The sequence below is a fragment of the Vibrio sp. NFR genome (genome assembly GCF_027587095.1).
In the GTDB taxonomy this organism is placed as follows: domain Bacteria; phylum Pseudomonadota; class Gammaproteobacteria; order Enterobacterales; family Vibrionaceae; genus Vibrio; species Vibrio harveyi.
In genome coordinates this window covers 446682-459168 of sequence record NZ_JAPPTN010000003.1, presented here as the reverse complement: position 1 = coordinate 459168, position 12487 = coordinate 446682, and the positions used below count along the sequence as shown (strand labels likewise).

The 12487-nt window shown below is 46.4% G+C and carries 10 protein-coding genes; 5 read left to right on the top strand and 5 right to left on the bottom strand.

Features of this window, described 5'->3' with window-relative positions; translation table 11 throughout:
- Window positions 1-57: 57 nt before the first annotated feature.
- A complete protein-coding gene (locus OH463_RS08610; RefSeq protein WP_005434580.1) occupies window positions 58-936 on the bottom strand; it encodes a carboxylate/amino acid/amine transporter in 879 nt (292 codons plus the stop codon).
- Window positions 937-1006: 70 nt separating this feature from the next.
- Window positions 1007-1432 (bottom strand): universal stress protein UspA, encoded by a 426-nt coding sequence (gene uspA, locus OH463_RS08605; protein ID WP_005434578.1) that lies wholly within the window; start codon window positions 1430-1432, stop codon window positions 1007-1009.
- 421 nt (window positions 1433-1853) lie between these two features.
- Between uspA and ftnA the strand changes: the two genes are divergently transcribed.
- The 3 genes from ftnA (at window position 1854) to OH463_RS08590 (ending at window position 4136) form a co-directional block, all read left to right on the top strand.
- The gene (ftnA, locus tag OH463_RS08600; RefSeq protein WP_005434576.1) at window positions 1854-2381 is read left to right on the top strand and encodes a non-heme ferritin; all 528 of its coding nucleotides are present in this window, start codon (window positions 1854-1856) and stop codon (window positions 2379-2381) included.
- Window positions 2382-2471: 90 nt separating this feature from the next.
- The gene (gene uspB, locus OH463_RS08595) at window positions 2472-2795 is read left to right on the top strand and encodes a universal stress protein UspB (RefSeq protein ID WP_005448571.1); all 324 of its coding nucleotides are present in this window, start codon (window positions 2472-2474) and stop codon (window positions 2793-2795) included.
- Between the two features lie 147 nt (window positions 2796-2942).
- Window positions 2943-4136, top strand: coding sequence for an NAD(P)/FAD-dependent oxidoreductase (locus tag OH463_RS08590; protein ID WP_047512663.1), 1194 nt, complete (start codon window positions 2943-2945; stop codon window positions 4134-4136).
- A 56-nt stretch (window positions 4137-4192) separates the two neighbouring features.
- Here the strand turns inward: OH463_RS08590 and OH463_RS08585 are convergent, their stop codons facing one another.
- The 3 genes from OH463_RS08585 to OH463_RS08575 all read right to left on the bottom strand — a co-directional run bounded on the left by OH463_RS08585 (window position 4193) and on the right by OH463_RS08575 (window position 9923).
- Window positions 4193-6013, bottom strand: coding sequence for a sodium:solute symporter family transporter (locus tag OH463_RS08585; protein ID WP_053050465.1), 1821 nt, complete (start codon window positions 6011-6013; stop codon window positions 4193-4195).
- Between the two features lie 357 nt (window positions 6014-6370).
- Complete coding sequence (locus OH463_RS08580; RefSeq protein ID WP_269990981.1) at window positions 6371-8818, bottom strand: sensor domain-containing protein; 2448 nt, start codon at window positions 8816-8818, stop codon at window positions 6371-6373.
- Between the two features lie 196 nt (window positions 8819-9014).
- Window positions 9015-9923 carry a DMT family transporter gene (locus OH463_RS08575; RefSeq protein ID WP_038893757.1) on the bottom strand — a complete coding sequence of 303 codons (909 nt, stop codon included), beginning with the start codon at window positions 9921-9923 and terminating at the stop codon, window positions 9015-9017.
- A 169-nt stretch (window positions 9924-10092) separates the two neighbouring features.
- Between OH463_RS08575 and rmuC the strand changes: the two genes are divergently transcribed.
- Window positions 10093-11625 (top strand): DNA recombination protein RmuC, encoded by a 1533-nt coding sequence (gene rmuC, locus OH463_RS08570; RefSeq protein ID WP_045482776.1) that lies wholly within the window; start codon window positions 10093-10095, stop codon window positions 11623-11625.
- 78 nt (window positions 11626-11703) lie between these two features.
- Window positions 11704-12483, top strand: coding sequence for a bifunctional demethylmenaquinone methyltransferase/2-methoxy-6-polyprenyl-1,4-benzoquinol methylase UbiE (gene ubiE, locus OH463_RS08565; protein ID WP_005429980.1), 780 nt, complete (start codon window positions 11704-11706; stop codon window positions 12481-12483).
- Window positions 12484-12487: the final 4 nt, after the last annotated feature.

The window sequence follows — 12487 nt, the reverse complement described above, 5'->3', positions numbered from 1 at the left end:
ACGCTCTCCAGTTGGAGAGCGTTTTTTATTGTCGAAATGTTTGTAGGATTAGCTGTGTTACTTGTTGGCGTAACTCATCTCTACGCGTTTTTTCACCCAAGTTTCGTTAATCCACAGTGATAGCATGATGATCGCACCACCAATGGCAAGTCGCGTCACATCGACATCGCGGTTCCAAATCACGATATTCACAATCAAACCAGCAGGGACGAGTGCGTTGTTCATTACCGCAAGTGCGCCCGCATTGACCATGGTTGCGCCTTTGTTCCACGCAAAGTAACCAAAGCCTGATGCAATCAAACCAAGGTAAGTCAGAATGCCCCATTGTGTTGCTGTGGTTGGCATCTTGTCCAAGTTCCCCATCAGAGCAAAAGCGACGGTCGCCACGCACAATGCGCCTAAGTAGAAGTAGCCAAATACCGTGTGCTGCGGCAGTTCAACCGATTCGGTTTCCATAATGTATTTATAGCCGACCTGACCGATGGCAAAACACAGGTTTGCTCCTTGTACGACCAAAAAGCCCATCAAGAAGTTTTCATTGATGCCCGCAAACTTAATCCACGCCGCGCCCAGCACTGCAATCGCCGCTGTGACCAAATACCAAGGCGAGAATCGACCTTTCAAGAAGTCATAAATCAAGGTGACGTAGATAGGGGTAAATACGGTGAACAGCAGCACTTCTGGTACAGAAAGGAGTAGGAAAGACTGGTAGTAGAAGCAATACATTAAGCCGAGTTGGAAGCCGCCCACGATCATCAATTTCGCGATCAGAGATTTGCTTACGCCACGGAATTTTAAGAAAGGAATGAAGACTAGGCTCGCCAGCGCAACGCGCATGAAAACTGAGAACCAAGAGTCAACCTGACCGGCAAGGTAAACGCCGATCAGGCTAAATGAGAATGCCCAAAGTAGGGTAACTGCGGATAGATAAGCCATGGATGAGAATCTTTATCAACAACAAATGTGCCCGCAGTCTAACCAAGTTTTGAGGTCACGCCAACGCAAATCAGTCTTTTAGCGGTACGACCAGCATATCGACGGGTGAGCAGTTAATAAGCTGACGCGTCGACGAAAGAATCTTGCTCCAGAAATCTTGGTGGTGACCACAAACCACCAAATCAATATTGTAGTCCTGAATGGTATCGCACAGCTCGTTACTCAAATCACCGCTACCGACCAACGTATGCGTGATTGGGTACTCTGCGTATTCTTCAAAATTCGCTAACTGTGTACGAGACGCTTCCATCGCTTGGTGTTGCGCCTCCGCCATGTTGATGTCGATAAGCCCGGTGTAAAGCTCGGCGTAATTCACATCGATATGAATGAAAGAGACTTTCGCATCCAGAGGTTTAGCCAGTGACACGGCTTTCTTAATCAACACTTTACTGTCGTCTGAGAGGTCGACTGCCACAAGTACGTGTTTGTAACTCATATTGCTATCTCCTTGATAAGGTCATAGTGTCAGATTAGCACTAAGTCTCAGATAATTTTGCTGAAGTGATCTCATATCAATATCGTAGGTACAAAGTGTTGCCACAGTAATCATGTTATAGTGGCGTTATACCCAAGTGACTTCAAGACGTGGGATTCAGAGCTTTGTCACTGATTCGAGCGCAAGGAAAACATTGCAGCGTAATAGTTCGCTCTTACCAAAATGTTTGACGAAGAGATCGGTTCAGTGACAAGCTCCCAAAGGGCGAGTTATCTTGGCTTGCAAACATTGTTGACGATTATTGATTTAGAACCACTAGATCTTCAAACCGTCGCCTCGTCTGCAAACCAAGCTATTCTCGCTGAACCCACCCATCTTGAGGTTACTTGGGTATATTGCATGCACATAAATAGGAGTTAACATGCTGTCTCAAACTATGGTTGAACAATTGAATGAGCAAATTAACCTAGAATTTTTCTCATCCAATCTATACTTACAAATGAGTGCTTGGTGTGAAGACAAAGGTTTTGAAGGTGCGGCTGAATTTTTACGCGCTCACGCCGTAGAAGAAATGGAGCACATGCAACGTCTTTTCACTTATGTAAGTGAAACTGGCTCAATGCCAATCCTAGGTGCGATTGAAGCACCTAAGCATGACTTTGCTAGCCTTGGCGATGTTTTCCGTGAAACCTACGAACATGAGCAAATGATCACGGAAAAGATCAACAAATTGGCGCATGTTGCATTTACAAGCCAAGACTACTCAACGTTTAACTTCCTACAGTGGTACGTGGCTGAACAGCACGAAGAAGAGAAGTTGTTTAAAGGGATTTTAGATAAGATCGAATTAGTTGGTGAAGACGGTAAAGCATTGTTCTTCATCGATAAAGATCTAGCACAAATGGCAAAAGAAGGTTCATCTTCAATTATGGGTGCTCCAGCTGCATAACGTGTCCCCGACGCGGTAAGCAGCGGGTTAAGGACGAAGCATTGGTCGTCTTTATCTCTTGAGCATCGTTGAAGATGTAGGGAGGAAAAGATGATCAGTGGAGACACAATCTTATTTGCGCTAATGGTAGTAACGGGAGTAAACATGGTCCGTTACCTCACCGCTCTTCGTTCTTTAATTTACATCATGCGTGAAGCGCATCCTTTGCTTTATCAGCAAGTGGATGGCAATGGATTTTTCACCACCCATGGTAACGTCACCAAACAGGTGCGGCTGTACCATTACATTAAGAGTAAAGAGTATCACCATCATCACGATGAGATCTTTACTGGCAAATGCGAAAGGGTGCGCGGGTTATTCATTTTATCGACCGCTTTACTTGGTGTGACCCTACTGGCAGCCTTCATTCTTTAAGCCAGCGAGCTGTGCTTGGAATTTAAGCGCTTTTCCCGCTCGACTTTTGTCGTTAGAATAGCGCCCGCAGAAAGCAAGGATGTGCATTACGCACATCCTTTTTTATTTTTGGATTTACCAATCTAAATAAGTAATTGAGCGTTACCCATGAGTAAGAAATTTGATGTTGTTGTAATCGGCGCAGGTGCGGCGGGTTTGATGTGTGCAGCAGAAGCTGGCAAACGCGGACGCAGTGTGCTCGTGCTGGATCATGCGAAAAAGCCAGGACGTAAAATCCTTATCTCAGGTGGTGGCCGTTGTAACTTCACTAACTACGACGTCTCAGCGAGCAACTACTTATGCCAAAACCCACACTTCGTGAAATCGGCGTTGTCTCAGTACACCAACTGGGACTTTATCTCGATGGTCAGCAAACATGGCATCGAGTTTGAAGAGCGCGATCACGGACAGTTGTTCTGTGTTGATGCGTTTACTGCAAAAGACATCGTTAAGATGCTGCTAGCAGAATGCGATATGCCAAACATCCAACAACGCTACCAATGTGATGTACATTCGATCGAGAAAACCGATGCGGGTTTCCAACTGCATGCTGGTACTGAAAACATCGAATGTGAATCTTTGGTGGTAGCAACGGGTGGTCTGTCGATGCCTAAATTGGGTGCGACGCCATTCGGCTACAAGATTGCTGAGCAGTTTGAGATCCCGGTGATTACGACTACAGCAGGTCTGGTGCCGTTTACGCTGCATAAAGAAGACAAAGAAGATTTCGCTGAGCTATCGGGAATCGCGATCCCGGCAGAAATCACCGCGCAAGACGGCACCATGTTCAAAGAAGCGTTGCTGTTTACTCACCGCGGCTTGTCTGGTCCATCGGTACTGCAGATCTCGTCATTCTGGAAAGCGGGTCAGAAGGTGACGATTAACCTTGTACCAAACGACGATATCGCTGAACTACTAGAACGCAGCCGCGAGAAGCATCCAAACCAATCGTTGAAGAACACGCTAGCAAAAGTGCTACCAAAGCGTTTGGTTGAAGTGCTGATTGAACGTAAAGAATTAGCAGACAAACCTCTTAAGCAGTTCAACCAGAAAGAAATGGCAACCATTGTTGAGCGTCTAGAAAACTGGGCAGTCGCACCAAACGGCACGGAAGGTTACCGCACTGCAGAAGTGACCCTAGGCGGTGTAGACACTGATCACCTGTCTTCAAAAACCATGGAATGTAAGAACATCAAAGGTTTGTACTTCATCGGTGAAGTGATGGACGTAACTGGCTGGTTAGGTGGCTATAACTTCCAATGGTGCTGGTCGAGCGGTTTTGTTGCTGGTCAGTGGGTTTAAGAAATAAGAAGCCTAGCTTAATTAGCTAGGCTTTTCTCTTTATGGTTGAAGTGTCATTACCAGAATACGATGTATAGGATGACTGTAAGTGCGCAAACCAGACCGCCCCATTTTAGGGCCGCTTGAGATGGCGTCATATCTAAGGTTGTATTGGATTTAAACTCGACCCGCTCTTCTTTAAAAATCATGCCATAGACTGTCAGTATTGCGAGTACCGCGATTAGACAGTAAGACATATTGTAGAGAAAGTGAATGTGAGGGTAGTTCGCTTGCATAAACGCATAAATGATGGCGTTTGAAACAATACCAATCACACCAGCCCACTTGCCTGATGTTCTATTGACTAAGCCGTAGATAAATACCGCTAAAATACCCGTCGATACATACCCTTGGAATGACTGAATAAAGCCAAAGATTGATTTAAATTCAGCAAGCATAGGTGCGACGACACATCCAATTACTACAAATACACCAATGCAAATACGTCCAAACTTAACATATTCACCTTGCGCTGCTGTTGGGCGGATATAGCGTTGATAAACGTCCATTGTGAGCAATGTTGAAGCGGCATTAAGGACTGCTGCAAGGGATGAGATAATTGCTCCCATCAAAGCTGCGATTACGAAACCGAGAACACCCGTATTTTTGGGGATCAACTTAGTGATGAGTAGCCCCATCGCAGAGTCATATTTATATGGGTTGATCGCTTCTTTTACTACGTTTCCCTCTCCTAAACGAGCGACCACTTGTTGGTTATGTTCTAGGATTTCTTCAGCTTTGTTAGGGTGAGAGTTAGCGTATTTACTATCAAGAATAAATACCTTGTTGGTATCGATGTCAGAGACAGCCTGCTCATAACTAGAGAATACACTGCCGCCAGCGTCTAGGTTGGCACTTGCTTCCATATCCGAAGAGAAAAGGTTGAAAGCGATGATGCCTGGTATAACGATAATAAATGGGATGATCAGTTTTAAACCAGCAGCTAAAACTAAACCTTTTTGTCCATCACCAAGAGAAGCGGAACCCAAGATTCTTTGGGTAATGTATTGGTTTAAACCCCAGTAGTAAAAGTTTGGAATCCAGATACCTAGCAGTAATACTGGCCATGGCATTGCTGGTGTATCCATGTGCATTGATTCACTGTTTAGTGCATTGAATTTGGTCAGAACACCAGCATCAGAATTGATGTGGGCTGCATTCCCTGTTGAAGAAACTAATTGAGAAACATCAACTGCACCAAGAGCATCAAACGCGAAATAGGTAATGATCGCTCCGCCCACAATAAGAGCAGTGCCTTGTAATAAGTCCGCCCAAGCACACGCTTTTAGACCACCAAAGGCTACATAGAGTGCAGCCATCCCACCTAGGATCCAGCATGCAAAGGGTAAAGAGACAAAATAGCCGAATTCAGCAAACAGCTTTGTCATCGTTATCGCACCAGCATAAATCACCCCAACTAAGCTAACTCCCACAAGAATTAGAATCATTGATAAAGTCATCGCTAAGCGCGCCCAGTGGTTGTAACGAACTTCTAAAAACTCGGGAATTGTTGTTATGCCGGTTTTAAGGAAATAAGGAAGTAAAACGAAGGCAACGACAACAAGTGTAATTGCAGCGATCCACTCCCAACTTGCTACGGAAAGCCCTTCTAATCCAGCACCTTGCCCGGACATACCTACAAATTGTTCTGCAGAAATATTGGCAGCGATCAGTGAGAAACCAATCAACCACCAACTCAGACCTCGACCTGCAAGAAAATAATCAGCAGCACCGTTATCCGAGTTTGCTCCATTGGTAGCGGGCTTACTTTTTATCATGCCGACGCCAATGACGGCGATCATGAATGCCAGTGCTACAGTTATATCGAGAATACCCATTTTCTATAGACCTTTTGTTTCATTAATTTGTGGAAACGATTTCACCTATAAGTATGTAATCCTTGTGATTATTATTATTTTTAACGTAGAGTCGTCTGTTATTGTTTTGTTTTACGGTGGTATCGTTTACACAAGAATCTATTTTTTTATAAAACGTATTACGAGGTAAAAACGTATTAGCTGTGATTTTGATCACTTGTCATGGGGGGCTTATGTGATCGTGTCAGGCAAGTTAAATAATTGATTGTGATTAATAATGAGAACTTATTTTGTGCGTAAGGGAAACAACCAGATAGGCAATATACGGTGACAGAATAGGGGGATAGAGACAAAAACCGAGCCAGTGCTCGGTCTTTTTTATTTAAACAACTTCTCTGCGCGAACTGGGGCGCTAAAGCGGAAGCCTTGTCCATAGATACAGCCGCGCTCGAATAGGTATTGAGCTTGTTCGTCAGTTTCGATGCCTTCGGCAACCACTTTCAATGACAGGGTTTGTCCCATGGCTATGATGGCATTCACGATCGCATTGCTGTCGGTATTGCTTGGAACATCGCTTACGAAAGAGCGGTCGATCTTCAATTTGTTGATTGGCAAACCTTTGAGGTAAGACAGTGATGAGTAGCCGGTACCAAAGTCATCAAGGGAAATCTCAATGCCGAGCTCGCGCAGCAAGTTGAGTGATGCGATGGCTTGTTGTGGGTCAATCAGCAAGAAGCTTTCGGTGATTTCCAGCTCTAGGCGGTGCGCCGGGAATTCGGTCTCTTTTAGAATAACTCCAAGTTTGCTGATGAAGTCTGCTTGTTGTAGCTGAAGAGCCGATACATTCACCGCAAGCTTGCCAAATTCAATGCCGTTATCCAGCCATGCGCGACCTTGCAAACAAGCTTGCTCCAAGACCCATTTACCAATGCTTTGAATCAAGCCAGTTTTCTCTGCAATCGGGATAAAGTCCGCTGGAGAAATAGTCCCAAGATCGGGATGTTGCCAGCGTAGCAGGGCTTCTACGCCAACCAGTTCGTTTGCACTTAAGTTGTATTGCGGTTGGTACGCTAAATGAAGTTGGTTTTTCTCAATCGCTTCATGCAAAGCGGACTGCATACGCACGTGAGACACGGATTTATCGGTCAAATCTGGTGAGTAGAACGCGTAGCCGTTACGACCGTTTTTCTTCGCCAAGTACATGGCAGTATCGGCATTCTTGAGTAAGGTTTCGCTGTCTTGTCCGTCTTGAGGGTAACGTGCCACACCCACGCTGGTGGAAATACGTAAAGATTCGTTCTTGCTTACTTCAAAAGGACGGTTGAACAGGCAGAGTATGTCCTCAATGGTATCGATCAGCTGCGAATCCGATTCGATATTCGGCAATATGATGACAAACTCATCGCCACCGATACGTGCCACATGAGCGCGTAAGTGCAGCACATCTTGCAGGCGTTCAGCGAGCTTAGTCAGCAGTTGGTCACCACAGAAGTGCCCCATGCTGTCGTTGATGTGCTTGAAGTGGTCGATATCGAGGAACAGAGTAGCAAAGGCGTGTTGATGCTTCTGACCATTCTCAATGTGCTGTTCTAGCAAGCTGATCAAATGAGTACGGTTAGGAAGGTTGGTCAATGGATCGTAAAACGCCATGCGTTGCAGCTTTTCTTCGTGCGCTTTACGTACCGAGATGTCTTCAAACACACAAATGTAGTTGATCAGATGGTTTTTATCGTCCATCACCGCACTGATGGTGGCGAGCTGTGGGTAAATGCTGCCATCTTTTTTGCGGTTGATGAATTCGCCTTTCCACTGACCTTTGCTTTCTAGCTGACGCCACAACTGCTGATAAAACTCGTGGTCGTGATGCCCAGAACGCAAGATATTTGGGTTCTTACCGATCACCTCTTCTGCTGTGTAACCAGTGATGTGGGTGAAGGCGCTGTTTACGTCAAGAATGTTGGCTTTGCGGTCGGTGATCACCATCCCTTCGTGGGAGTTATCGAAGATTTTGGACGCCAATGACAACTGAGTCTCCACCATTTTTCGGCGAGTGACGTTGCGTGTCATACCCAAAATACCAATCAGCTCCCCGGTTTGATTGCGGATTGGCGATTTGATGGTTTCCAACCAAGTTGGGTTGTTGTTGTCATCAATGAGAGTGCACTCTTCGACCGTGTTTTGGCTGCCCGTAGCGATCACCAACTGGTCGGTATCAATGAACTTCTTCGCTCGACGGCTGCTGAACAACTCGAAGTCATTCTTGCCGACAATTTCACTGCCGGTCATTTGCCAAGAGTCTTCAACGCTGCGGTTGGTCATCGCGTAGCGACCATCGGTGCTTTTTATCCACGTGTGGTCTTCTAAGCAATCAATGAATTCTTGCAGGGATGGCAGTAAGTCGGGCAATTGAACATCGTGACGCTGCTGCTCTCGATGGTAAGTCTGAGCAACATCAAAGCCGATGCGTCCTGCCAATGCGCTTAACCACCCAGAAATGACAGTATCTTGCTCAGTTGGATGAACCAATGCGAAGGCAGCAAACAGCTCACCACTCGGCAACCATACCGGGCAGTAACTCAAGGTTTGATTCTGAAAGGGTGTTTGTTCAACAACAAGCTGAGGATAGATAAAGTGCTCAGTGGCAGGTTCGAGAATCGCGACGACTTCACGATGATGTTGCGGAGATGTCGCCACCTCACTCAAGCGCCATTGGCGAGTGTAGCTGAAAGTATAAAGCTGACCGTGCGCCTGTGTGGCATCACAGCATTGTTGTAGAGCCTGTTTCCAGTCTGTCATCAATGCAGGGGAGATAGCGAAGCGAAACATAATTAATAAAGCATCCTGAAACGCCCTTGGAATAGTATGGTGAACATCTGACTCAGCGTTCATATCGGGCTTTGGCTATATCGTATCCAAAGCCCGAACAAATCCAAGCAAGGAACACTTCATTAATCGAGTAAACTGTTAGCTAGCTCTCTTTTTTATAAATCGTGTCTCATTTTTGCAATGGTTTCGGACGTCATCACTGAGCGGTGTTCGTCTGTTTTTGCTTTTTGCCGAACTTCACTTGTTGAATCACCAAGCCGCTGATGATCAGCACTAAGCCAATCAAAGTGGATGGGTGAATCTCTTCACCAATGATGGTGGCAAGCAGCATGAGGGAGATGAATGGTGAAGCGAAAATCAGGTTGCTGATGCGTGCGGTGTTTTCGGTGAGTTTGAGTGCCGTTAGCCACAACACGAAGGTTACGCCCATCTCAAACAGACCAACATAAGTCACTGCCGCCCAACCTTTCGCGGTGATTTGGCTCCAGTCTGCGCCTTCATAAATGCTTAAGCCAATCGCAAACGGAATCGCAACCAGAAAGCCCAATAGCACGCCCACCACAGGGTCGGCTTTGTTTTTGGTGTTGAGAATCCAGTAACTTGCCCAAAGCAAAGTTGAAAGTAGCGCTAATCCCACACCAAGTGGACTTTCGAATTCCATTCCGAGCACGTTGCCTTTGGTGGCAATCACGATGACGCCCAAATAACTAAAACCACAAGCAATCCAGTCTTTATTGCGGATCTTCTGACCCAAGAAAACCGCCGCCATCAAGGTGAGCGTGATCGCCCAACTGTAGTTGATCGCCTGCGCTTGGGAGGCTGGCAATAAGTCGTAGGCTTTAAACAAGATGAGGTAGTACGCCAGTGGGTTAATCAATCCGAGCAGCAAGTAGTACCAAGGATTGGCAAGAAACGTTGAGCTGAGCTGATTCAACTTTCCCTGCACGCCACATACCACGATAAGTGCGATAGCCGAGACAATACTTGCCATGGTCAGCATCTGAATCGGTGAGAATTCCGCCAAAGTCAATTTAAATGCGGTCGCTACTGTTGACCAAAGTAATACCGCTGATAGCCCAAATCCTAGGGCGCGACGCTCGTTCATGATGCCTCTGTGTGATGATGTACCGCTCATCGGTGTTGGTTTGAGCAGGTGTGAGTATGTTGTACGGAGCGCCTAGTGTATGCGAGGATTTTTCATCCAACAAACTGGACATTTATCCAGTATGTAAATACCATTATTAAAGATAAAAAACACAGGCTAACTCGCTATTATGCAATGGATTCTTGAGCATCAATCTCTCATTCTGTCTTCTCTTTTTACCGCGACCATCAGCGGTGTTGCAGTGGGTTGGTGGGTTAAACAACGCTTTGCCACGCAAACTCAATTGCTCGAACAACAGCTCTCCTCTGAAAAACAGCTTCATCAACAGCAACTTGAACAAGTGAAGCAAAGTCTCGCTGAAGCACAGCAAGAATTGGATGAGCTTGATGACGAGCGAGATAAAGCGGCATTCGAGGTGCGCCAAACTCACGGCAAATTGATGGCGGCTATGGAAAAGCTACGTTACTTCGAAGCGGTGAAACAGGAGCGTCAGCAGTATTTTGATGAGCTAGGGAAGATGCGTGAACACAAATCGCGTCTTGAAACCCAACTTGGTGAGCAGCAAGCACGCCACGAGCAAATCAACCAAGCCAATGCTGAAAAACTGCAAATTCTTGAGCAAGCAGAAGTGCGTTTGAAGCAGCAGTTTGAACACTTAGCGAATCAGTTGTTTGAAGAGAAAACCGCCAAAGTCGACATGCAAAACCGTCAGAGTTTGGAAGGTTTGCTGTCTCCACTCAAAGAGCAGTTAGAAGGGTTCAAAAAACAAGTCAACGACAGCTTTAGCCAAGAAGCCAAAGAGCGTCACACCTTGGTGCATGAGTTGAAGAACCTACAACGCTTGAACGAGCACATGACCCGAGAAGCGGTCAATCTGACTCAAGCTCTGAAAGGTGACAACAAGCAGCAGGGCAACTGGGGTGAAGTGGTTCTGGCTCGTGTATTGGCAGAATCTGGTTTGCGTGAAGGGCACGAGTACCAAACCCAGGTGAGCTTGCAAAACGAAGCAGGCAAACGCTATCAACCAGATGTGATTGTTCACTTACCGCAAAACAAACAAGTGGTGGTCGATTCGAAAATGGCGCTGGTGGCGTACGAGCGCTACTTCAACGCAGAGAACGACATTCAACGAGAGCAGGCGCTGAGTGATCACTTAGCCGCGCTGCGCGCGCACATCAAAGGCTTGAGCCTTAAAGATTACCATCAGCTAAAAGGCATCCAGAGCTTAGACTACGTATTGATGTTTATTCCGGTGGAGCCTGCATTCCAAGTTGCGATTCAAGCCGACCCAAGCTTGGTTAAAGATGCGATGGAGCAAAACATTATTTTGGTCAGTCCTACCACTTTGCTGGTGGCGCTACGTACGATAGATAATTTGTGGCGTAACGAGCGTCAAAACGAAAACGCCCAATTGATCGCGGAACGAGCGGCGAAGTTGTACGACAAACTGCGCTTGTTCATTGACGACATGGAAGGGCTGGGCGGCGCATTAGACAAAGCGAACCAAACGTACCAAGGGGCGATGAATAAACTGGCAACAGGGCGTGGCAACGTGATTCGTCAGGCGGAAAGCTTCAAGCAATTAGGAGTGGAAGTAAAACGTCCAATCTCGCCAGATCTTGCTCAGTTGGCGCAGACAGAGTCATTTTCGGAAAATGCTTCTTTAGTAGAAAGACATCCGGCTGAGGATAAAGTAAACTAATCGCCCGCAGTACAGAGGGCGACCCTATTTGTTATCAACCGCCCCGTAGTGAGAAAGTGCTGCCCAAGAGGAATCAGAATGACGGACACAAGTGTGCAATCAAATACAGCGTTAGATAACGACACTACCCACTTTGGTTTTACCACAGTGGCAAAAGACGAAAAAGTGACCAAAGTTGCCGAAGTTTTCCACTCAGTGGCAGCGAAATACGACATCATGAATGACTTGATGTCAGGTGGCGTTCATCGCCTTTGGAAGCGTTTTACTATTGATTGCAGTGGCGCTCGTCCGGGACAACGCGTTCTTGACCTAGGTGGTGGTACTGGCGACCTGACGGCGAAGTTTTCGCGCATTGTTGGCGACCAAGGTCACGTGATCCTAGCGGACATCAACAACTCAATGCTAAATGTCGGTCGTGATAAACTGCGCGACAACGGCATTGTTGGCAACGTGCATTACGTTCAAGCGAACGCAGAAGAACTGCCGTTCCCAGATGATTACTTTGACGTAATTACTATCAGCTTCTGTCTACGTAACGTCACCGATAAAGACAAAGCGCTGCGCTCTATGTTCCGCGTGTTGAAGCCTGGTGGTCGTTTGTTGGTACTTGAGTTCTCAAAACCAATCCTAGAGCCACTATCAAAAGTGTACGACGCGTACTCATTCCACCTATTGCCCAAAATGGGTGAACTAGTAGCGAACGACGCAGACAGCTACCGTTACCTGGCTGAATCTATCCGCATGCACCCAGATCAAGACACGCTGGAAGGCATGATGAAAGAAGCGGGCTTCGAAAACACCAAATACTACAACCTAACGGGTGGTATTGTGGCGCTGCACCGCGGCTACAAATTCTAAGGAT